At 49.8% G+C, this 21,558-nt stretch carries 17 protein-coding genes, 1 tRNA gene and 1 pseudogene; 12 read left to right on the top strand and 7 right to left on the bottom strand.

Features of this window, described 5'->3' with window-relative positions; translation table 11 throughout:
* The first annotated feature begins 1 nt into the window (after position 1).
* The 3 genes from ABEB26_RS10065 to ABEB26_RS10055 are packed head-to-tail and all read left to right on the top strand — an operon-like array spanning position 2 to position 4,038.
* Positions 2-2,416: a DUF2298 domain-containing protein gene (locus tag ABEB26_RS10065; protein WP_345721854.1), complete on the top strand. Its 2,415-nt coding sequence runs from the start codon at positions 2-4 to the stop codon at positions 2,414-2,416.
* A 9-nt stretch (positions 2,417-2,425) separates the two neighbouring features.
* Entirely contained in the window at positions 2,426-2,938 is a 513-nt protein-coding gene (locus ABEB26_RS10060; protein WP_345721853.1) for a hypothetical protein, read from the top strand.
* A 44-nt stretch (positions 2,939-2,982) separates the two neighbouring features.
* Complete coding sequence (locus ABEB26_RS10055) at positions 2,983-4,038, top strand: hypothetical protein (RefSeq protein WP_345721852.1); 1,056 nt, start codon at positions 2,983-2,985, stop codon at positions 4,036-4,038.
* 225 nt (positions 4,039-4,263) lie between these two features.
* Here ABEB26_RS10055 and ABEB26_RS10050 read toward each other — a convergent pair.
* Together ABEB26_RS10050 and ABEB26_RS10045 are read right to left on the bottom strand one after the other, a co-directional pair.
* Positions 4,264-4,338, bottom strand: a tRNA-His gene (locus tag ABEB26_RS10050).
* A gap of 185 nt (positions 4,339-4,523) precedes the next feature.
* Complete coding sequence (locus ABEB26_RS10045; RefSeq protein WP_345721851.1) at positions 4,524-7,169, bottom strand: tetratricopeptide repeat protein; 2,646 nt, start codon at positions 7,167-7,169, stop codon at positions 4,524-4,526.
* A 147-nt stretch (positions 7,170-7,316) separates the two neighbouring features.
* On the opposite strand from ABEB26_RS10045, the gene ABEB26_RS10040 reads away from it, so the two are divergent.
* On the top strand, positions 7,317-8,171 hold the full coding sequence (locus ABEB26_RS10040) for a hypothetical protein (protein WP_345721850.1): 855 nt from the start codon (positions 7,317-7,319) through the stop codon (positions 8,169-8,171).
* A gap of 87 nt (positions 8,172-8,258) precedes the next feature.
* On the opposite strand, the gene ABEB26_RS10035 is transcribed toward ABEB26_RS10040, so the two are convergent.
* The gene (locus ABEB26_RS10035) at positions 8,259-8,759 is read right to left on the bottom strand and encodes a VOC family protein (protein WP_345721849.1); all 501 of its coding nucleotides are present in this window, start codon (positions 8,757-8,759) and stop codon (positions 8,259-8,261) included.
* An 84-nt stretch (positions 8,760-8,843) separates the two neighbouring features.
* Here ABEB26_RS10035 and ABEB26_RS10030 point away from each other — a divergent pair, with 84 nt between their 5' ends.
* Positions 8,844-9,812, top strand: a complete 969-nt coding sequence (locus ABEB26_RS10030) for a helix-turn-helix transcriptional regulator (protein WP_345721848.1) — start codon at positions 8,844-8,846, stop codon at positions 9,810-9,812.
* Here the strand turns inward: ABEB26_RS10030 and ABEB26_RS10025 are convergent.
* Complete coding sequence (locus ABEB26_RS10025) at positions 9,809-10,039, bottom strand: hypothetical protein (RefSeq protein WP_345721847.1); 231 nt, start codon at positions 10,037-10,039, stop codon at positions 9,809-9,811. The two genes, ABEB26_RS10030 and ABEB26_RS10025, sit on opposite strands and share 4 nt — an antisense overlap.
* A gap of 263 nt (positions 10,040-10,302) precedes the next feature.
* Between ABEB26_RS10025 and ABEB26_RS10020 the strand changes: the two genes are divergently transcribed.
* The 5 genes and pseudogenes from ABEB26_RS10020 to ABEB26_RS10000 form a co-directional block, all read left to right on the top strand.
* Entirely contained in the window at positions 10,303-10,863 is a 561-nt protein-coding gene (locus ABEB26_RS10020; RefSeq protein ID WP_345721846.1) for a hypothetical protein, read from the top strand.
* A 765-nt stretch (positions 10,864-11,628) separates the two neighbouring features.
* Positions 11,629-12,066 carry a cupin domain-containing protein gene (locus tag ABEB26_RS10015; RefSeq protein ID WP_345721845.1) on the top strand — a complete coding sequence of 146 codons (438 nt, stop codon included), beginning with the start codon at positions 11,629-11,631 and terminating at the stop codon, positions 12,064-12,066.
* 64 nt (positions 12,067-12,130) lie between these two features.
* On the top strand, positions 12,131-12,691 hold the full coding sequence (locus ABEB26_RS10010; protein ID WP_345721844.1) for a hypothetical protein: 561 nt from the start codon (positions 12,131-12,133) through the stop codon (positions 12,689-12,691).
* A gap of 178 nt (positions 12,692-12,869) precedes the next feature.
* Complete coding sequence (locus ABEB26_RS10005) at positions 12,870-15,677, top strand: cation-translocating P-type ATPase (protein WP_345721843.1); 2,808 nt, start codon at positions 12,870-12,872, stop codon at positions 15,675-15,677.
* Positions 15,678-15,870: 193 nt separating this feature from the next.
* Positions 15,871-16,008: pseudogene (locus tag ABEB26_RS10000) on the top strand (hypothetical protein); the annotation flags it as partial.
* A gap of 53 nt (positions 16,009-16,061) precedes the next feature.
* Here the strand turns inward: ABEB26_RS10000 and ABEB26_RS09995 are convergent.
* The 3 genes from ABEB26_RS09995 to ABEB26_RS09985 all read right to left on the bottom strand — a co-directional run bounded on the left by ABEB26_RS09995 (position 16,062) and on the right by ABEB26_RS09985 (position 19,850).
* Positions 16,062-16,544 carry a GNAT family N-acetyltransferase gene (locus tag ABEB26_RS09995; RefSeq protein ID WP_345721842.1) on the bottom strand — a complete coding sequence of 161 codons (483 nt, stop codon included), beginning with the start codon at positions 16,542-16,544 and terminating at the stop codon, positions 16,062-16,064.
* Positions 16,545-16,690: 146 nt separating this feature from the next.
* Positions 16,691-19,306, bottom strand: coding sequence for a phosphoenolpyruvate synthase (ppsA, locus tag ABEB26_RS09990; protein ID WP_345721841.1), 2,616 nt, complete (start codon positions 19,304-19,306; stop codon positions 16,691-16,693).
* Positions 19,307-19,562: 256 nt separating this feature from the next.
* Positions 19,563-19,850, bottom strand: coding sequence for a hypothetical protein (locus ABEB26_RS09985; protein ID WP_345721840.1), 288 nt, complete (start codon positions 19,848-19,850; stop codon positions 19,563-19,565).
* Positions 19,851-20,059: 209 nt separating this feature from the next.
* Between ABEB26_RS09985 and ABEB26_RS09980 the strand changes: the two genes are divergently transcribed.
* Together ABEB26_RS09980 and arsB are read left to right on the top strand one after the other, a co-directional pair.
* Positions 20,060-20,431: an ArsR/SmtB family transcription factor gene (locus ABEB26_RS09980; protein WP_345721839.1), complete on the top strand. Its 372-nt coding sequence runs from the start codon at positions 20,060-20,062 to the stop codon at positions 20,429-20,431.
* A 39-nt stretch (positions 20,432-20,470) separates the two neighbouring features.
* The gene (gene arsB, locus ABEB26_RS09975; RefSeq protein ID WP_345721838.1) at positions 20,471-21,556 is read left to right on the top strand and encodes an ACR3 family arsenite efflux transporter; all 1,086 of its coding nucleotides are present in this window, start codon (positions 20,471-20,473) and stop codon (positions 21,554-21,556) included.
* Positions 21,557-21,558 lie beyond the last annotated feature (2 nt).

Raw genomic sequence — 21,558 nt, 5'->3', positions numbered from 1 at the left:
TATGATTGCTTGGTGGCTAAGCATCGTTTTAATTGGAACTCTCGCGCTGCCTTTGAGTATGCGCCTATTTGGGCATTTGCCAGGGCGGGGCTTGGCATGGAGCAAAGCGCTGGGCTTGTTGGTTGTTGCATGGATCGCTTGGATGGGAGCTATGCTCAATCTTTCGGGCTTCGATGGTGTGACGGTTGGCTTGGGCCTAATTGGCCTTGGCACACTCGGTTGGTTTGTGCAACAACCCTTCGATAAAGCGCGTTTGCTGGCAGCAATGCGCCAATATTGGCCGCAATGGCTGGCCTATGAGTTGCTGTTTGGCCTAGTTTTCTGGCTAGGCATTCAGTTGCGTTTGCATGGAATGTATGGTTCAGGAATTCATGGCACTGAAAAACCGATGGAAGCGATGCTGTTTAGCGCTGTGCTGAATAGCCCTAGCTATCCGCCAAGCGATTTATGGTTGGCGGGGTTTAGCGTTAATTATTATTATTTTGGCTATGTGCTCATCAGTGTTTTGGGTGTGCTTAGTGGTGTAACGCTCGGCGAAACCTTCAATCTCGGTTTGGCCACGATTATGGGTTTGGCCAGCCTTGGGGTTGCTGGTTTGGTTACAACCATGGCCGGTTTATGGTGGCGTGAGTATTTGCTATCACGGTTGCGGTTGGTGCTGATTGCAGCATTAGGCTTATTGGCATGTGTGCTGGTGTTGTTTGCAGGCAACCAAATTGGCGCATTGCAGAAGATCGTCAATTCTCCAGAAGTTAATCGTCTAACCGATGACCAACGAGTTTCAGTCTTGTGGCAAGCACTACAAGGCATTCATCCAGTAACCGTCGATCCGAATACGCTCAAATCGGATACTCCAGAGGCTTCTAAAAGCTCGACCTTGCCGCCAATGGGCGAGAAATTTGAGGCTTGGCCGCCATCACGCGCAATTTTCGATGATAATCAAGAAACCATGATCATTGTCGATAATCAGCAACGGCTTGGTATGCATCAGCGTGAGATTATTACCGAATTTCCGTTCTTCAGTTTTTATCTTGCCGATATGCACCCGCATGTCTTGTCGATTCCGCTGACGCTGCTGGCGATTGCTTTGGCCTTGGCAATTTTTGTGCGGCCTGCGATGGTGCGTTTTTCCAAGCACGATTGGCTTGAATTGGCCATGGCTGGCTTGGTGATTGGCGGCTTGTATGCAGCCAATTCATGGGATGCGCCAACCTTTGGCGTGTTGTATGCTGTGGGTTTGGTAGGCTTATGGCGTGGGCATACGCCACAACCGAATCGCCGCGATTGGCTACAGCTTGCAGGTCAGGTTGGCTTGGTGGTCTTGGCGGCGGCCTTGTTGTATATGCCGTTCCTGCTGACCTTTAGCTCGTTTGCAGGCCGCGATAACGTACCCGAACCATTTGCCAATATTCCAATTATTGGCAGTTTGGGTAAAATTATGGCTCCCGCCCGCGATCATTCCGGCTGGACCGATTTACTGGCGATCTTTGGCTTGTTCTTAGTGCCGATTATCGCTTGGCTTAGCCGCACGATCAAGGTTTGGCAATTATGGGCCGTGACTGGCGCAGTGCTGCTACTAGGCTTGATTGTTGGAATTCCTGCGATCGTCTTTTTGCCGATTGCCGTGATTTGTTGGCAAACAGCGTGGCAGCGTAACCAGCGCGATGCCGAAGGCTTTAGCTTAGTCTTGGTTGGTTTAGCTGCATTAATTATTGTGGTTGTCGATTTTATCTATCTGCGCGATCTATTTGATAATCGCATGAACACGATTTTCAAGGTTTACTATCAAGCATGGATGCTGTTGGGAATTGCGGCTGCTACCAGTATTTGGAGTTTATTGAGCAATGCTCAATGGCGACGCTGGACGAATGCGCTGTGGTTGCCCTTGTTTGGTTTGCTCTTTGCTGGGGCGTTGGTCTACCCAATTTCAGTGCTTAACCCCGAAACCTCGCCCTCGTGGGATTCAAGTGGCGCGACGCTTGATGCAGTGGAAAGTTCAACCCATTTTTATGAGGCGATTCGTAAGGCTGGGCTTTGGCTCAAAACCAATACCCCAATCGATAGTGTTTTAGCAACTGCGCCAGGCAATAGCTATCAAGATGGCGGTGAGTTAGCAACCTTGAGTGGTCGGCCAACCTTATTGGCTTGGCCAGGCTCACACGAAAGCTTGTGGCGCAGCAAACAGCCTGATGCAAATCAGCAAGTTGCGCAACGCCAAGGCGATATCAGCGCAATTTATAATGCTACCGATATCAATCAACTGCGCGAAGTGCTGACCCGCCAGCGGGTCGATTATGTGGTGTGGGGGCCAAACGAGCAAAAAGCCTATCCGCAGGCCAATATTGGCTTGCTCGAACAGGCTGCTAGCAAAGTTTACGAAGCCGATGGCTGGATCATCTACCAAGTACAACCATAGGAGCACACGATGCGCTTAACTGAACAATTACGCCAAGTTGGGCGTTGGCTGAGTATTGCTGGTGGTGTTTTGATCGCGCTTGGCCTGCTGTTTCTTGGCTCGGAAATTAGCCAATTCGGCTTTAAGCTGAATGATTTGCTGGGTATGCTAGCGATTAGCGTAATCATTCCGATTGGAATTTATGGTTATCAAACCAAAATTAATTGGCGCAAACTGCGCCAACGCTTGTTGAAGGCCGAAACTGCTCGCGATTTTCAGCCATTGCCTGATATGAAGCCCTTACCAATTTGGGTCTGGGGGATTTGGGCAGTGATGGCGTTTGCCAGCGGCTACACCTTTGGCGGCGCGTTTACAATCTTTTTTGGGGCGTTTTTGCTAGGTTTTGGCTTGGCTAACCCGACGTTGGCCAAGCAAGTTGAGCAATTAGAAGCTGGACGAGCTTTGTTCTATGGCCAACGCGATTTACGTGGTCGCCCGATTGTGGTACGAGTTTTGCCTGAAATGCTCTTGGCACGCGATTGACGCAGCGAGTATAATAAAGCTCAATTCATGCCAATGAGGTCTTCATGCGATCTGATTCCGCTTCATACCGTTATGGCGAACATCGCATTTATTTGAGCTTAGCGCCAGGCATTGGCTGCACCCGACGTTTAATGGCCGATGCCCAATTATTGGCAGCCCAAGGCTATGATGTTGGGATTGCCTTTAATGCTTCGAGCGACTATTTATGCGATTTTGCCCGTGGTTTGCGGCCTTTACCGTTAATTTATGAGCGCCAGAACAATCAACGAATCGAGGCGCTTGATCTAGCAACAATCCTCAACGACCCGCCTCAAATTATTGTGCTAGGTAATTTAGCCCATCAACATGGCTTGCCCAATCAGCCGATTGAGCCATTGCAGTTGGTTGAACAATTGCGCATGGCTGGAATTGCGGTGTGGTCAACGATTTATGCCTATAACCTGACCACAATTGCGCCAATTTTTACCCGCCTAACCAACATCACGCCTAGTCCGATTATCCCTGAAAGTGCCTTGGAGCAGGCCAGTGAGCTGGTGTTGATTGACCCTGAGCCAGCCGATATTATTCGTCAGTTGGATGAGGGCATTTTGCTTGCGCCACCCGATGCTGAGCAGGCTCGCCAGACTGCGCTGCGGCTTGATGTGCTCAATCAACTCCGCGCCGCCACCCATGCCTTACTGGAAATTCGCCGCCCATTGAGCGATAGTGCCGAACGCCCCCGTTGGCTCGTAGGCATTGGCTTTAATCCTAGTGCGATGTATTTGCTGCAACGGGCCGCCGACTTGGCCTATGGGATGGGCGCATTGCTGATCGGCGTGCATATTCGCCCGCCTGGTGGTGGCTCGAGTGGCTATCGTTTGGCGGCGCGTGAACATCTCGATTATGCCGAAGAGTTGTGCCATGAAGTGGTGATTATCGAGGAAAAAGATGTAGCGGCGGCAATGCTACAAGTTGCCCATGAGCAACATGCGACTGGTATCTTTATTGGGCGGCCTGTGCGCTCACGTTGGGACGAGTTGCGTGGCGGCTCGTTGCTAACCAAATTGATCAATAGCGACCGTGATTTAGATATTTTTGTGCTAGCCGATGCACCGCAGTAATATTTGCTCCACGAAGAGCACGAAGGACGAAACCGCGAAGGCCACGAAGAGCACGAAGGGTGAACCGCGAAGAACGCGAAATAGAGTTCTTCTCTGCGCCTCTGCGCTAAACCTCACATGTTGTCAATAAATTTGCAAATTGGCATGTGGTAAAGTCTGAATATAACACAATACCCTGATTGTTTTGATCAAGTAAGATCACCACAATCAGGGTATTAGTGTGAATGGGGTGGCTGAAGGGGCTCGAACCCTCAACATCCTCAGCCACAGTGAGGCGCTCTGCCATTGAGCTACAGCCACCACATTTATTTTTGCCTTGTTTACTAAGGCGCTAGGATTATAGCACGATCTAGTAGGCATGTCAAATTGGAATGTCCCGCAGCAGGTATGGCACTTAACACATAACACCGTGCTTAATTCTTGGAATTAATTTGACATAAGCAGGTGGATTGTAAAATTCCACCTGCTTCGATCGTTAATCGAGTTTAGCCTGCGATTAATTGCAAATTGTAGCCTTGGGCCAATTGTAGGCTGCGATCAAGCTCTTTGCTCAAGCCCAATTGCTGATACAAATCGCAGGCTTGTTTGATGGCCTGTTTGGCTTCGGTATGGCGCTGGGTTTGATGAAAAAGCTTAGTCAGATCGCGCCAAACCCGCGCTTCGATAAATCGATCTTGGATGGCTTGGCTTAGTTGAATCGATTGTTGTAGATAGCGCTCCGCCAGATCAAATTCGTGTTTGAGGGTTGCGACGCGACCTAAGATATAGACCCCAAAGGGAACATGGCCCGTTTCTTCGTAGTGGAGCACTTCTTGGGCATATTGCTCGGCAGTTGGGTATTGATCAAGGCTTAAGTGGACATCGGCTAAGGTCATGGCGTTTAACGAAACCCAAAACCGTGAATTGATCTGTTTGAAAAAGCTATAGGCTTGCTCGGCGAGCGTAATCGCCTCGTGTGGTTGGTTGATTGCTACCAAAAAGTAAGCCAAGTTGCTTTGATTGCGGGCCACGCGCACATTGTTGCCAATCGAATGGTAGTAGCGAATCGCAACATTAAAATGTTCAATTGCCTGAGGGTTTTCATGGCGAGCATGGACAATTGCTAAACTCGCATGCGCCCGCGCTTGTAAGGCTTGATCGTTGAGGGTGCAGGCATGGTCAAGCGCGGTTTGGTAGCCTTGCAAGGCCAACGCATAGTTGCCCTCTTCATCAGCAATTTCAGCGCTGAGCAACGCCGCAATAAAGTGGGTTTTGGCGGCGGCCTGATGGGCAGCCGCAAAATCACGCTCATGGTTTAAGTGCATCAAGCCGCGTTTGACGTGCAAAATTGCTTCTTGATGCTGCTGGTTGGTATCCAAAATGGTGATTGCCCGCTCATAACTAGCCATTGCTTGCTCAATATAGCCTTGAGCTTCCCATAAATCGCCTTCTAATTGGCGAATATAAGCACGAATTGAAGTGCTGCCCGTGTATGATACTGCTGCTAAACCAGCCCGAGCCTGCTCGTAGTTTCCGGTAAAGCGGGCCAACTCTGCTTGGCCAATTGCTAAAGTTTGAGCCTCGCGGGCTGGTACTTGATCAAGTGGAATTAATTGCAGCATATGCAGCATACGCCCAAAGTAGCCAGCACGAATTTCATTATGCCGCTGGGGAAACCACCAAATAATTGCTTGGCTATACGCCCCGGCGGCAATCGCATGTTCAGCGGCTAGCGTCCATTGGCCGAGCATTGCATGAACTTGAGCAGCGTGTTCATGCAATGGCTGGCGTTGCTCATTACTCAGTTGTTGCCAAAAATGTTTGCGCAGCAACGGCCAAAGCTCAAGCGTATCGTGATAGCCAGTTTGTAGCAATTCAAAATGCTCAAGCTGTTGTAGATCTTTGTTTGGCCATAAACTGCGTGGCACTGGTTGCTGAAAACTGGTCAACACAGTTAATAGTTGTTGGGCGTTGGGGCTGAGCATGGTAATAATTCGCTCAATTAAATAGCCAACGCTTGGATGCGCCTCCAGCATCGCACAAATCGCTGCCAAGCTCGGTTCTTGCTGAATTAAGACCATCACAATCCGCATCAGATGAGCATTGCCAGCGATCAGCGCCAGAAATTGCTCCCACGGATAATCGGTCTGAGCGGTTGTGCTAGCATTGAACCATGCCTGCAAGGCTGTGCTATCCAATGGCTCTAGCGTAATAGTTGGCAGATCGTTACTAAAAACCTGATTGCCGATAATCAGCAGATGCAGATTGGGAATTGCCGCTAAGGCTCGCCAAAATGAGTGTAAGGCGCTATGCTGAGGTTGGTTTAACATAACCTCGCCTTGATCAAGGCAAAATAAGGGAGCTGCTGGCAAACTGGCACAATCGCGTCGAATCAGGCCTAACGCCACGTTGCTATTCAACTTACCACCTTCGATTGCCAAATGTTGGGCTAAGTTGTAGGCTCCATGGTGCTGAAGGAATGCCCCGATCAAGGGTAAACAACTTTCGATCTGATCATTCAAATCGGGGAGTAAGCTGAGCCAAAACACTGGGCCTTGCCAAGCAGCAGCGAGGGTTGCGGCGCTAGCACTTTTGCCCGCGCCAGGTGCACCAATAATACAAAGATGGCGTTGATGGTTGAGCAGTGCCTGAGCTTCGACCAACCATTGGCTGCGACCATACAAGTGGCTTGGCACTGGTGGACGTTCCAATTGCAGCGCAGGTTGTAAAATGCTTAATAAACAATCAGCAGCTTGATCCAAAATCAAGGGCAAACGATCTTTCATATCGCGATGAAAGGTAGCCTTGGCTAAACCAAGCTGATCGATTAGGACGTGGACTGGAAGTTTATGTTCATGCAAAAAGCGCCAGTAAATCAAGCGCTGATCGCGATTGCCGGCGCGAAGTTGTTGCAAAAGCTCAGCTAAATCATGCGGATCTTCGGGTCGAATATGGGTATCGCCCAACAAGGCATAAACCACCACCAGCTGAATAATCTGGCCACGTTGGCGTTCGCTTGGATGCGCTCCAAACAGGTCGTACCATTGCCCAAGTAAGGCTGGCGTTGCCAAAGGTTGAATGTTGCCAAGCTGGGTTGGCTGATCAAATTGATTGAGTACTGTACGTAAGATTGGGTTAAGTACATGCGCCATTCTACACTCCTCGATAACCTAAAGCAGCTGCTGCTTGGCTCGTTTAAACCTAAGTGAGACTTTTTGGGTGCAATATGAGACTTTTTTGAGCCACAAGTCCGCTATACTGAAACCCTAGTGATTCAAATGCGATTAGGGAGGCTATAGATGCGGCTTGTATTGATAGTAACAGTGCTGGTTTGCGGGTTAGGTTCATTCTGGTTCAATCAACCCAACCAAGCTAAGGCTGATACGCCAGCCCCACCACCAGGTTGCGGGTTGGCCGGAGTTGACCTTTCAACCCCAAATACATGGATGGCAGTTTGGGATTTTGAGACGGCTGATGGTTGTTTGGTTCGGCTTGGTACACCCGACATTCCAAGCCAAGATCCACCAATTTTATTAATGAACACGATTGACTGTAGCGTGGTTGGCAATGTAGATTTCAGCCCAGCCGATTATGCCCGTTTTCAAGGTGCTGGCTACCTTTCGTGCGAACTTGATCTGCCAAACGATTTGTTGCAGAGTTACCCTGATTTTTGGAGCTATGCTCAGGTGCAATTTAGCACGAACGGTGATCATCCGCTCTTATACCATCCTGATGCACGGATGAATGTTAGTGTTAATGGCTTATATGGCAATTTGCAATGGCAATATCGCCATACCACCGATTTATTTGAATCAAACACGATTCGACGCTTTCGCTTGACTAGCGATAATCGCTTGGCAGTTGGTCAATGTTCTAGCTCAGTTCAAACCTGTCCAGTTACCCAAGCAGCGCCATATGCTGGCTATGCCAACATTCACGGCGATATAACCTATGCCAATTCAAGCCAAACGATGATCAAATTCCGAACTACCGCTACTACCTTGCTAATTGGCTACAACCCAGATACCAGCGAATATTTGAATGGCAAGTTGGGCATGTTGATTATCGACCCCTATGGCAAAGATCCTGAGCCAACCGTGATCAACCCTGACCCAACACCAACTGTCACGCCAACCCCGCCAATTCCTCAATAGGCGATTAAATAGCCAAACTGGCAGCTAGTAATGCAACGAGCTGCCAGTCTTTTTTAATGTTTAATTTAACCACTCTTAGGCTGAATACTACGCCTTTTGGCCTAAACGTGGCATGGTTTGCATCAGCGTGCGATGAATATAATTCAACTCAGGTGATTGAGTATCCCATGTTTCGTCCGCAGAATCAGTTGCTTCCCACGAATCCATACCAATATATTGATAGACCCACCAAAGATTGTGCCATGGATCAACGAAACGCGAAAAAAGTTCGCCATACATCGGGGTTGGCTCGGTCACAATCGTTGCACCATGAGCCACAGCAATTTGTAAGGTTTGGGCTAGATCGGCAACATAGACTTGTAAGAAACTAGGTGTCCACGGCCAATCTGGCTTGCGATCAACCACCATCAAGGTCGAATCGCCAAGTTTAAGCTCTGAATGCAGCACTAAGCCATCAGTATCGACGGTATAGGCTTGCTCAACTGGCTGTGCCCCAAACACCACGTGTAAGAATTGATTAAGCTGAGTGGCTTGGTTGCTGATAATAAATGGATTAACCGTACAATAACCGGCTGGTACATATCCCATGAGATTGCTCCTTTAATTATTTGCTGATGGTTTGAGCATAGCCTAGAATTAGGACAATATTGGCCCTAATTTGGAGCAAATGTTATGTATTCGCCAACCAGTCGGCTTTTGGGTGTGCTCGAACTCTTACAATCGCGCCAACACATTAGCGGAACCGAGCTAGCTCAGCGGCTCGAAATTCATCCGCGCACTGTTCGCCGCTATATTCAACAATTACAAGATATGGGGATTCCGGTTGAGGCTGAACGAGGGATTCACGGCTCATATCGTTTAAAACCAGGGCAGCGGGTTCCACCACTGTTATTTACCGAACAAGAAACGCTCGCCTTGAGTTTAGGTTTATTAACGATTCGGGAATTGCAATTTCCGGTTGAGCGATCGACCACTGAAACAACCTTAGCCAAGATCGAGCGGGTACTGCCTGCTGGTTTGGTGCAGCATGCCCGTGCCCTACAAGCGGCAATCAGCATGCAACTGGGCATGCGCTCGCGGCGAATTGAACCTACTTGGTTGATGCAGTTGAGTTTGGCGGTGCAACGCTGCCAACAAGTTCAAATTGAATATTTGTCTGCTATACAGATTTTAACTGAACGCACAATCGATGCCTATGGCATTGTCTTTAACGAAGGCGCTTGGTATCTGGTGGGCTATTGCTATTTGCGTATGGCCATACGGGTTTTTCGCTTGGATCGCATTCAGGCAATGCAACTGTTGGATTCAAGCTTCGAACGGCCAGCCTCAATTGATATCATCGCGATTGTGCAGTCAGCCCTGAATGCTACCGATCAGCCTAACGAGGTTGAGGTGCTGCTCAAAACAACCATCGAACATGCCCGCCACATTATTCCGCCAGCTATGGGCAGGCTTGAGGCAACGCCACATGGGGTTCTGTTGTGCCGCACCGCCGTGCACTTAGAATGGGTCGCCTTTAGCTTGCTGGAGCTTGATATTCCAGTGGTGGTGCTGCAACCTGCCGCATTACGTGAGCTACTTCAAGCGATCGCGACCAAGGCTTTAACCATGATTAATGATCCTGCTGCACCAAGCAATTAATCAGCAACTTGTTTGGCCATCTGTACCAAAAGCCACTCATTGATTGACTCTGCTAGTTCGAGCGTTTGCGCTAAATGGCTTTGCAGCAAATCGCCATAGGCTTGTTGGGCTGGGTCAATCTGCGGGGCAAGTATTTGCCAGAGCTGTAGTGAGGCGCGGGCACGATGGCGTAATTGATGATCGATCTCAGCGATCAATGCACGTTCTGAACATGCTTGCCAATCCATTGAAAACTCCTACTGGCTGCGAAATTAGCGATTTTATGGCCTGATTCTAAGAGATCAAGCTCGCTATGTATGATTAAGCACCAAGTGGTTAAAGGATTGTGACGTGTTCTCCTGTGGTAGTCGTCTCTTAACTTAATTGTGGTGTAGCTCGGCGTATACTGCATACATCGATAACAAACAACGTTCGAACAGCGAATCGATACAGATACACACCATTCACGCAGCGGATCGATATTCAACAACATTCAAAACAGGGGGATGTTATGAAAGCCTTACGTTTGTTTCCTAAACTGGTCGTTGCCGTCGGTATTATCTTTGCGTTAGGCGGTGTAGGCACAATCGGCGCTGGGATCTATATTAATGATTTTGTTGGCGACAAACTTGCAGCTCAACAAATTACCACACCCGACGATGCCTCGATTCCGAATACGCCAGTGACCGATATTGCAACTGCTTTGAGTATGGCTGACATCATTCAACACCATGCTGCTGAAAGTGGCCAAGGCCTATCGTATGCCCAAATGGGGCGCTTTGCCCTTCCCGATGGCGCACCAGCCGGAACGAATAATGCTGATGAAGCCTTGAAAGATGCCAATGGCAAACCCGTTGCCAACGCGGCTCGCAACACCCAATTGACGGCTGCTGGGCTGGTCACGTCACTGAGCCTTTCCGCAATGGCCTTTGGTGCTTCATATGGCGCAATGGCACTTGGACTTGGCTTCTTGGTTCTGGGGATTATTATTACTGGGCTTGGTTATGCCTTACTAGGCTTGATCACTCCCGAAGTTGCCAAACGCTTTGGTCTCCAACCAGTAACCGAATAACCTGCATTATCAGTTACTTGGAGCGGCAGTCTTTACAAAGACTGCCGCTTTTATGGATTTAGTTGTAAGGATGAATGGAGTTTGAGTATTAGGCCATCGGTTCTTCCAATAATGCTAACCTAGCTTAGCGTTAATTTTTGCGAAGCTGTTGTCACACATTGTCAGGTGCTTTCCCGACATCGGTGGTGGCTCACACTTTGGCTTAGGTGGGTAATACATAATGTGTTATCAAGGCAATGGTGTAGCATGGTGTATTCGGCATTTAAAAATTTACTAACATACAACATGTATTAATCTTCAGCCGAAAGCCTACGAAAAAGCGCGTAGGGATGTTCGAAATGAATCTACCTAAGCTAACATATTCGATCCAAAATCGATAGAAATGGATAACCTACTCAAACCCATGGTCTCGAACGTGCTATAGACCATGGAACAAGGTCAGTATTACGTTAACGGTGCTTTCGCAGCGCCCACCTCACCATCCTTCTCATACTTGGGTAGCTAGGTCGCACAAAATTGACCATAACCTTAGTGGTTGAACGACCAAAGTGCGTATTAGCTGCTATCCGACAACGCACGGTTTCCACCCGCCTTCCGTGCTCTTTGGAAATCACCTACACTAATCCGTCGTACTATCTGCTTGATCCAACGCTTGCCAATTTGCTTATCCATGTCAGAAACCAAGGAGACTATCGTCGGTGCGTGGGCTGGATGGCTGCCCGATTATCTGCATGTTGGCACATGCGCTCATACTAAGGATGTTCTATGATCGAACCTACTCTCTTACCTAACGGAGCACCTCGGCTCCGCGACCATCCCGTCACACGCGGTATTGGCAACAATCAGATTCTGCATCTTGCTGATGCTGTTGATCACCTCTTAAATGAGGCGCACCCCGCGATTCAGGGGCATCGTCAGATAACCCTATTCCGTCAAGCACCGGTCACGCTCATCTTATTTGCTTTTGATGCGGGAGGTGAGCTTCCTGACCACGTTGCCCAAGGAATCGTCAGCATTCAGGCACTTGACGGCAGGTTGACCATCCACATTGCAGGGATCGATCATCCCTTGGATGCGGGACAGATCCTTCTCCTCAATCCTGCCGTTGCGCATAGCGTGCGGGCCGAGATTGCAAGCACGATGCTCTTGACCATCCATCACATGGAGCCAATCAGTATGGCGCAAACGACTGAGGCGCAATGATCATGTTTGTGCGGGAGCCTATACTTAACCGCTATGAATGCTGCATCGCAGCGTGGAGGTCGGTATGAAAACGATACGACTCTTTCCAACGGTCGTCATGGTGATTGGCGTTGTCTTTGCCTGCGGTGGCTTGGTCACCGCAGGCGCTGGGATCTATATTAATGATTTTGTTGGCGACAAACTTGCAGCTCAACAAATTACCACACCTGATGATGCGTCGATTCCGAATACGCCAGTGACCGATATTGCAACTGCTTTGAGCATGGCCGACATCATTCAACACCATGCTGCTGAAAGTGGTCAAGGCCTATCGTATGCCCAAATGGGGCGCTTTGCCCTTCCCGATGGCGCACCAGCCGGAACGAATAATGCTGATGAAGCCTTGAAAGATGCCAATGGCAAACCCGTTGCCAACGCGGCTCGCAACACCCAATTGACGGCTGCTGGGCTGGTCACATCACTGAGCCTTTCCGCAATGGCTTTTGGGGCATCATATGGCGTAATGGCACTTGGTCTTGGCTTCTTGGTTCTGGGGATTATCATTACTGGGTTTGGTTATGCCTTACTAGGTTTGATCACTCCCGATCTTGCCGCACGTTTTGGTATCCAGCCCGTCAGCCAGTAACCATTCTGGATGATTGTGCTCAAGCTGAGGGCCGTTATGCGTAATACACAGACAAGAATGATAGGATGGCTGTTATCACCTGTGGTTCATATATGTCCCTCAACGCAGTTATGTCGGCAAAGACTATCCCCACATACCACCATTGATGCGACTTGAATAGCGTATACGAGGACATTATATGACGAGTAGCCCTGCTGTCGCTATCTTTCAGCAACCGATGGATGTGGTGATCACTACACTAGACAGCGACGCGATTCATGGGTTGACGACGGTAGAGGCGCACCGTCGCCACAGCCAATATGGAGCCAATGAACTTACTGCCGAGCCGCCGATCCCCGCTTGGCGGACGTTCCTAGCACAGTTTCAGAGCGTCCTCATTATTGTACTCCTGATCGCGGCGGCGATATCACTCGTGGCATGGCTCTACGAGCGTGATCAGGCGCTTCCTTATGAGGCGATTGTGATCGTTGCGATTGTGCTGCTGAACGGAATCTTGGGCTTTATTCAGCAGGAACGTGCAGCGCGTGCTGTAGCTGCGTTACGTGCGCTGGCTGCGGCTGAAGCTTCCGTTATTCGCAATGGGGAACCCGTGCGTATCGCGGCGACAGAACTGGTGCCGGGCGATATTATCCTGATCGAAGAAGGTGCGACGATTCCCGCTGACGGTCGTGTTATCCAATCGATCTCTCTGCATACCCTCGAAGCCTCGTTGACTGGGGAGAGCCTACCCGTCTCTAAGGATATCGACCCGCTCACCACAGCCGCAAGTCTCGGCGATCGCTCAAATATGCTGTTTAGCGGCACGACGGCGAGCTATGGCCGTGGGCGAATGGTCGTGACTGCCATTGGCATGCAGACCGAGATGGGCAAAATCGCTGGGCTACTTCGGCAGACCAAGAGTGAGCACACGCCCCTGCAACAGGAACTTGATCGTACCGGGAAATGGCTCGGCATAGTCGTTGTGGGAATGGCCATCATGATGATTGGTACCATTCTGTTGCTAGAAGAGGTTCGGGATGTCAAAACCATCGTTGCTGTGCTGATCTTGGGGGTTGCGCTTGCGGTGGCTGCCGTACCAGAGGGCTTGCCGACAATCGTGACGGCAGTCTTGGCGCTCGGGGTGCAACGCATGGCACGCCGCAAAGCAATCATCCGCAAGTTGCCAGCAGTGGAAACGCTTGGCTCGGCTAGCATTATTGCCTCTGACAAAACAGGGACACTCACAAGGAACGAGATGACGGTGCGCACCATCGTTACTGCGAGTGGTCGTGTCGAGATCTTGGGCATGGGCTATGGGCCGGATGGAGAACTTCGGCAGGTCGGTGACGCTCCATACAACGAGGCCGTGGACAGCGAGGTCACCGCCACACTATCGGCAGCGAATCGCGCTAACAATGCTGTAGTGCAGGAACGTGACGGACGCTGGACGATTCTCGGCGATCCAACTGAAGGAGCGCTGATCGTTGCCGCACAGAAGGCCGGTCTTACGGAGGAAACACTTGCCGTCCGCCTCCCACGTGTAGGCGAAGTCCCCTTCTCCTCAGAACGCAAACTTATGAGCACCGTCCATACCGATAGTACGCATCCAGAGCGCCTGTTGGTCTTTACCAAAGGTGCGCCCGATGTCCTGCTGAACCAGTGTACGGCGGAATGGGTTGCGAATGCTCCACGTCGCTTAACCGAGGAGCGTCGCACAATACTGCGGGCAATAAACGAGCAGTTGGCGGGTGAAGGATTACGGATCATCGGGATTGCCAGCCGCGTCCTGCCTCGTGATGCGCTTGAGCATTCCCACGCGCTCAGCGATCAGCTTGAACATGATTTGGTGTTGCTTGGCTTGGTGGGGATGATCGACCCGCCGCGCGACGAAGCCAAGGTAGCGATCGAACGGGCGAAAATGGCTGGCATTAGGTCGATTATGATTACTGGCGATCATCCCAAAACGGCGATGGCGATTGCGCTGGAGTTAGGCATTGCTGAGACTGCTGAAGTGGTAACGGGAGCAGAGGTGGAGTCGTTGTCAGAAGCGGCCCTCCGCAAACTCGTGCAAGACTGCTCAGTCTATGCACGAGTTAACCCTGAACATAAGCTCCGCCTCGTCAAAGCGCTCCAACAGAACGGTGCGGTGGTCGCGATGACTGGTGATGGCGTTAACGATGCGCCAGCGCTCAAAGCAGCTGATATTGGGGTGGCGATGGGAATAACCGGAACCGATGTGTCCAAGGAAGCCGCCGACATGATTCTCGCCGACGACAATTTCGCCACGATTGTGGCTGCTGTCGAAGAAGGTCGTGCCATCTTTGCGAACATTCAGAAGTTCTTGTTTTTCCTACTTTCGTCGAACATCGGCGAGGTCTTAACCATGTTCGGCGGGGTCGTATTCGCCAGTGTCTTGGGATTGAGCGCTGGCAATGATGCGATTATTGTTCCCCTACTGGCAACCCAGATTTTGTGGATTAATCTGGTCACAGACGGTGCTCCCGCCCTAGCGCTTGGACTTGAGCCAGCGAATGCCGCCGTTATGCATGCGCCTCCGCGCTCACACGGGAGCAGGATCATTCCGCGCGGGATGTGGATGCGCATTCTCTTGGTTGGTGTTGTTATGGCAGTTGGAACGTTGTTGGTGCTTGATGCTGCCTTGCCTGATGGCCTAATCAATGGGTCACAGACGATGGAGTATGCGCGGACGATGGCATTCACGACCCTGATGCTGTTCCAAATGTGCAACGTCTTCAATGCTCGCTCCTATACCCAGAGCGCATTCTTCCATCCTTTCCAGAATCTTTGGTTGTGGGGTGCAGTAATCATGTCGCTTGTACTCCATACGATGGTGATCACCGTGCCAGTATTGCAGCGTGCCTTCAGTACGGTATCTCTAAACGCGCGAGACTGGCTGACCTGCCTCCTCGTCGCAAGCAGCGTACTATGGGTACGTGAGATAGATAAGGTTGGGCAACGATGTCGGGTACGTGGCACGCAGGGGTAATGCAGAGGAGGCACCACGTGACTGGCTGAGCCGGATTCTTCGTGACGATAAGTTCTGATACATAACAATCACGGTTGGTGAGGCGTAAACTTCTGGTAGGGATCAGGGTGGTTTGGATGGTCAGGCACTGATCAGAGTCCGACCTTAGTCTAAATCCATTGCACATAGGCTGGCGGAGGCGATGGGCAAACACATAGTTGATTCAACTGAAGGTTTTTGTTTGATTCTGGCTGGGCTTAAAGCATAGCTTGAACATGGGATTGCCCTCAATCTGGTTGCTGATCGCTTTCCTACGGGCTATCACGATCAGGCCTCAGCCGAAGGTGCTTAGCGCCAGCGTTGTAATGCGCCATGAAAACAAGAATGCATCGGGTACTCCTTTAATTACAGGGCTTGAAAGTAGCGAGCGATTGGCATCAAGCGAAAGCCTTGTTTGGCATAGGTTTGACGAGCCGGCTCATGGCCTGGGTCGCCGCCAGTTTCAACCATGGCTACCCGCATCCCAACATTGCGAAAATGCTCGATCGCAAACTGGGTTAGGGCCGCGCCAATTCCTTGTTGCTGAGCATCGGGATCAACCGCCAACATGACAATTTCGCCCATGCTGCTGGCTTGATGCAAGGTTGTCGCCACAAAGCCGACAATCTGTTGATCAATCAAGGCGACCCAGGTTTGGTTAGTTTCAGCGGCACAAACCATTTCGACGGCTTGTTGTTGGTTGGTCGGCCAATCGGGATAGAAATGCTTGAACACAGCGCCATCCATGGCAGCTTCCATCGAAGCAAACACTGGTGTCCAAGCTCGAATCGAGAGATCCACGACTGCGGCACGGTCTTGGTCGGCATATTGCCGAATAACGAGATTCATTACATCTCCTAGCATTAGATGGCGCAGGCCAATCCTGCGCTGGGTTGATGCTAGCATAGCTGTGGCATCTGTCATTCGGTCGCTGGGCTGAATCTGCTTGAAATACGACGCTGTTGCGCGAAATCCGCAACAGCGTCGGAATTAACCTAAAGTAGTTCGATAGAGCCGGCTGTGCCATCGACCCGAATCTGTTGCCCATCTTGGATGAGCTTGGTAGCATTCTCGACCCCAACCACCGCTGCTAACCCATATTCACGGGCAATAACCGACCCATGGGTCATCAAGCCACCAACTTCAGTGACCAAACCTTTGATCGCAACAAATAAGGGAGTCCAACTTGGGTCGGTAAAGGTGGTGACTAGAATATCTCCGGCTTCAAGCTCGGCTGCTTCAATTGTTAAGATAACGCGAGCACGACCTTCAATGACTCCTGCTGAGACTGGTAACCCCACCAGTGCTCCAGTTGGCAGTTGATCGCGTTGGTAGCTGCCAGTTATAATCTCACCATCAGAGGTCATGACCCGTGGCGGCGTTAGTTTTTGATAGTGGCTATACTCAGCTTTGCGTTGATTGATCAATTGATAATCTAGAGTTTGGTGGTTGAGCACTGAACAAAGCTCGTCAAAGGTTAGATAATCCAGGTCTGTTGGCTCACGCAGCACCTTGGCCTGAACCAGCTGATCGGCTACTTTTTGCAAGGCTTGTTTGTAGACAAAATAGCGGCTGACAATATGATATTTGGGGTACTCACGATAGCCAATCAAATTGCGTAGCAGATCGATCACCCGTTTGGTTGCTGCTGCTTTTTGCCCACCATCGGGTAATTGCTGCAAGCGTTCCAATAATTCCTGTTCTTTATCCAAGGCTGCCTGTCGTCCGTGCTCAAATTTTTGTTGGCTCGCGCCATACTCAAAGCTTTTGAGATTGTTGAGCAACATTGGAATCAAGGTCGCTGGCTTTTCACTCCAGCGTGGTCGGGTAATATCGATTTCTCCGGTGCAGCGCATGCCATAGCTTTCGAGATAGTTCATAATTGCCTTGCGAACTGCCTCGCCGCCTTCAAATTGAGCCAACTCATCCAAAAAAGCCTGATCATTTGTAGCCGTTAGATATTCAATGATGGCTGGGTAGGGTCGAATCAGATCAGCAACATCCAGCAGTGCCAGCCCCATGGCCGAGGTGATATTGTTTGACACCGATTGCGAGAGCGTATCCGCAGCATTAGTTTCGCCCAGCCATTGCTGCATTCGCTGATTAAGCCAAGCAGCCGCATTCATGGCGGTCATAATCACCCCAAAGCTTTGAGGATTGGTAAGATACTGCTTAAGCTGTTGGATGTCTTTCAAAATGAATTTACATAACGCCGATTCCGATTGAGTTACGATGCCCTGTTTTAATTGAGCGAGCGCCAGCTCACTCTGTTTGATCAAATTGGCGACAATTGTTGGATCGTTTTCGATTTGGGATTGAAATTCGAGTGAGGCCTCCCCAGAATTCGGCTGACTAAGGGTTGGGCTGTGCGAATCATCAGGCAATGCCGGGATAAAATCGCCACGATCAATCAATTTGATCAGCGCATCTTTAAGCAGCGGATCTGCCGTACCCAAAGCATTAATGATATTTACTCTTCGGATAGGCGAGGCTAAATCAGCAAAGATATCCACAAATAAGCGCCCGCCAGCGTGAACCATTGGTCGCGCCGCTGTTAACTGCCATAGTGATAATCCTAAAGGTTTGATCGCATCGGTCATCATTTGTTGATGCCCAACCGAGATATACACATGCTTGCTTTGATCGTTGGCCTCAGGAATCGGATAGAGGGTGGTGATTGGACGGCTCTGAACAATATAAAAAGTATTATCGGCCAGACACCATTCGATATCTTGAGGTTGGCCAAAATGCCGCTCGATGGTTCTGCCGATTTGCTCAAGCTGCGCGATTTGAGCATCGTTCAGCGCTGGCTGGCGTTGTTGTTCTGTGCTAATTGGCTGTTCACGCGTGCCGCCAGTAGCTAATGGATAGATTGCTAGGTGCTTGCTGGTGATGCTTGTCGCAATTCGTTTGCCGTTTTGCATGCGATAGGTATCAGCATTCACCCGCCCGCTAACCAAGGCCTCGCCCAGCCCGAAACTTGCTTCGATGGATACGATCGTTCGATTGGCGGTGATTGGATCAGCGGTAAACATGGTTCCAGCAACCTGGGCCAACACCATGGTTTGAATAATGACGGCCAATCCTGGGTTGCGGTGATCCAGCCTCTGTTGGATTCGGTAGATCATCGTACGTTCAGTAAAGAGCGATGCCCAGCAGAGTTTGATATGCTTGAGAATCGCTGCCTCGCCGATAATATTAAGGTAGCTATCGTGCTGACCAGCAAACGAGGTGGTCGGAGAATCCTCGGTGGTTGCACTTGAGCGGATTGCAAAAGCCGTGGTTGGGTCAAACGTGCTAAGCATGTGACTGATTGCTGTATGAAGCTCTGTCGGAATCGTGATTGCTGCGATTAACTGGCGAATGCTTGTACTTAGCTCGCCTATTTGATGGCGATCGTTAAGCGTGAGCAAGCTTGCTTGATCAATCAATTCACCCAAGGCTGGGGTTGTTCGAATTAAGTTGTTGAAGGCTTCGGTTGAAACACAAAAACCATCAGGAACATTAATGCCTGCGATGCGAGTAAGCGCCGCTAAATTTGCAGCCTTGCCGCCAACCAATATGGGTTTGCTTGGATCGATCGCTTGAAACTCAAATACTTGGGAATCCATCAGTTGCCCCCTTTAATCTGCCCTGATTGAAATTGATCTATGCGGTGAATGCTGAGGATTGTAGCGAATTGGCGGGGCAAAAAAAATCGCCGTTGGGCCGTTTTATCGCCTAGACAGCCGTGTTATACTCAAGTTGGATAAGTAAATGGGCGACCAGTACGGTCGCCCATTTGATTTAAGTCATTAATTTGCTGGAAATTAAGCGCGATTAGCCTAGCGCTAAGCATAATTTTGCGAAAAAACTACGATCTCTCCGCTATTCAGGTGCTTGATCAAGCTCAGACTTAGTAGAAATTTGCGCTCTGCGCCATTGATCAACAAAGGCGGCGTAGGCTGCTAATTTCCGATCATACGAGTTGAGTAAGCTGAATAACATCTCTTGATCAGCCGATAATGGATTGTTGCGCAAAGAACTATAGAGGGCATAATGAATTCCCTGTGATGCGGTGGCAACATCACGGATCACATGAAAAAGTTCATCAATTAAATCAGCGGCACTCAACTCTAAATCAGCGGCACTTAACTGGACTGAAGGTTCTGCCATGCGACACTCCAAGCGCTAATCATCGGCGTATGCAATGCTTAAACGAGATTGTAGCAGCGTATCATATCTGAGGGTGATTATGCCAATTGATTAAATGACCGTTGATTAACCCAACCAGATCAGGACCATAATCGATCGTTGCCGTACTCTAATCACGAAACAATTGATTGGTTATTGTGATATTTCAAGAGTTGTTGTACTATTGAAATATGAATACAAACCAAATTGCGCGGATTTTTGAGGCTATGGCCTCACCGATTCGACTAGAAATTTATCGCTTACTGGTAACCGCCGAACCAGCGGGAAAAGTTGCAGGCCAAATCGCCAGCCAACTGGAGATTCCTCCATCCAACTTATCGTTTCATTTGAAAGCCCTGGTGGCGGTTGATCTCTTGATCGTCGCGCAAGAAGGGCGTTTTTTACGCTATCGGGCCAATCTTAGCTTGATGGATTCCGTGATTTGGTATCTGACCAGTGAATGTTGTCAAGGTGTCCCAGAACGCTGTGGACGCTGTGCAGCACCACTTTTACCCATAACGTTGGTGCAAGCACAGCCAATCGATGACCCTCCTGAGGGATAACGAGCCACCAACGTTGCTTGGGGTAAGGAAATAATTTTCATGAATGCTTCAAATGGTGGGCTGATTCCACTTCGGCCCCATGGCCGTCTCGCGTTGATTGATCGCTACCTGACGCTCTGGATTTTCCTTGCGATGGCACTTGGTGTCTTGATTGGTGCGCTTGTCCCCGATGTCGAGCAGCTGATCAATCGTGCCCAAATTGGTACAACCAATCTGCCAATTGCCCTTGGACTCATATTGATGATGTATCCGCCGTTTGCCAAAGTTAAGTATGAACAATTGGGGCAGGTGTTCCGCAATCGGCGCGTGCTGGGCCTCTCGCTGCTGCAAAATTGGGTGATTGGGCCAATCCTGATGTTTCTATTGGCGATTCTTTTTCTGCGTGATTACCCGCAATATATGCTTGGCCTGATTCTGATTGGCTTGGCCCGTTGTATCGCGATGGTGATCGTCTGGAATGATTTGGCACGGGGTGATACCGAGTATGCTGCTGGATTAGTCGCATTCAATAGCATTTTCCAAGTGTTGTTCTATAGTGTGTATGCATGGGTGTTTATGACGCTGCTCCCGCCGATCGTTGGCTTGCAAGGCAGTATTGTATCGATTGGGATGGGCGAGATTGCCCAGAGTGTTTTGACCTATTTGGGTTTACCCATGCTGGCTGGAATAGCAACGCGTTACCTGATCCTACGCCACAAAAGCCATGAATGGTATGAGACCCATATCTTGCCACGCCTCAGCCTGATTACGCCAATTGCCTTGCTTTGGACGATTGTGGTGATGTTTAGCCTCAAAGGCAACTTGATTGTGCAAATTCCGTTGGATGTGATACGGATTGCAATTCCCTTGTTGTTCTATTTTGTGTTGATGTTCTTGCTGAGTTTCTGGATGGGGCAGCGTTTGGGTGCAACCTATGCTCAAACTACCACCCTCGCATTTACCGCATCAAGCAACAATTTTGAATTAGCGATTGCGGTGGCGGTAGCGGTGTTTGGGATTAATTCGGGCGCAGCCTTTGCCGCTGTGATTGGCCCCTTGATTGAAGTTCCCGTGATGATTGCTTTGGTTGGGGTGGCGTTGCGCTTCCAACAACGCTTTTTTCGTAATTCAAGGACAGCGATTTAAGC

It is taken from the genome of Herpetosiphon gulosus, assembly GCF_039545135.1.
Lineage (GTDB): Bacteria > Chloroflexota > Chloroflexia > Chloroflexales > Herpetosiphonaceae > Herpetosiphon > Herpetosiphon gulosus.
Note: the sequence above shows the minus strand (reverse complement) of the source record. Positions and strands in the feature narration are given on the sequence as shown.

What these genes read in the sequence shown, in the direction of transcription:
- ABEB26_RS10035 (WP_345721849.1), bottom strand. Translation starts at nt 8,759, where the DNA reads ATGGGATATGTACCAGCCGGTTATTGTACGGTTAATCCATTTATTATC.
- ABEB26_RS10015 (WP_345721845.1), top strand. Translation starts at nt 11,629, where the DNA reads ATGATCGAACCTACTCTCTTACCTAACGGAGCACCTCGGCTCCGCGAC.
- ABEB26_RS10060 (WP_345721853.1), top strand. Translation starts at nt 2,426, where the DNA reads ATGCGCTTAACTGAACAATTACGCCAAGTTGGGCGTTGGCTGAGTATT.
- ABEB26_RS10025 (WP_345721847.1), bottom strand. Translation starts at nt 10,039, where the DNA reads ATGGATTGGCAAGCATGTTCAGAACGTGCATTGATCGCTGAGATCGAT.
- ABEB26_RS10065 (WP_345721854.1), top strand. Translation starts at nt 2, where the DNA reads ATGATTGCTTGGTGGCTAAGCATCGTTTTAATTGGAACTCTCGCGCTG.
- ABEB26_RS10005 (WP_345721843.1), top strand. Translation starts at nt 12,870, where the DNA reads ATGACGAGTAGCCCTGCTGTCGCTATCTTTCAGCAACCGATGGATGTG.
- ABEB26_RS09985 (WP_345721840.1), bottom strand. Translation starts at nt 19,850, where the DNA reads ATGGCAGAACCTTCAGTCCAGTTAAGTGCCGCTGATTTAGAGTTGAGT.
- ABEB26_RS09980 (WP_345721839.1), top strand. Translation starts at nt 20,060, where the DNA reads ATGAATACAAACCAAATTGCGCGGATTTTTGAGGCTATGGCCTCACCG.
- ABEB26_RS10040 (WP_345721850.1), top strand. Translation starts at nt 7,317, where the DNA reads ATGCGGCTTGTATTGATAGTAACAGTGCTGGTTTGCGGGTTAGGTTCA.
- ABEB26_RS10055 (WP_345721852.1), top strand. Translation starts at nt 2,983, where the DNA reads ATGCGATCTGATTCCGCTTCATACCGTTATGGCGAACATCGCATTTAT.
- ABEB26_RS09995 (WP_345721842.1), bottom strand. Translation starts at nt 16,544, where the DNA reads ATGAATCTCGTTATTCGGCAATATGCCGACCAAGACCGTGCCGCAGTC.
- ABEB26_RS10045 (WP_345721851.1), bottom strand. Translation starts at nt 7,169, where the DNA reads ATGGCGCATGTACTTAACCCAATCTTACGTACAGTACTCAATCAATTT.
- ppsA (WP_345721841.1), bottom strand. Translation starts at nt 19,306, where the DNA reads ATGGATTCCCAAGTATTTGAGTTTCAAGCGATCGATCCAAGCAAACCC.
- ABEB26_RS10020 (WP_345721846.1), top strand. Translation starts at nt 10,303, where the DNA reads ATGAAAGCCTTACGTTTGTTTCCTAAACTGGTCGTTGCCGTCGGTATT.
- ABEB26_RS10030 (WP_345721848.1), top strand. Translation starts at nt 8,844, where the DNA reads ATGTATTCGCCAACCAGTCGGCTTTTGGGTGTGCTCGAACTCTTACAA.
- arsB (WP_345721838.1), top strand. Translation starts at nt 20,471, where the DNA reads ATGAATGCTTCAAATGGTGGGCTGATTCCACTTCGGCCCCATGGCCGT.
- ABEB26_RS10010 (WP_345721844.1), top strand. Translation starts at nt 12,131, where the DNA reads ATGAAAACGATACGACTCTTTCCAACGGTCGTCATGGTGATTGGCGTT.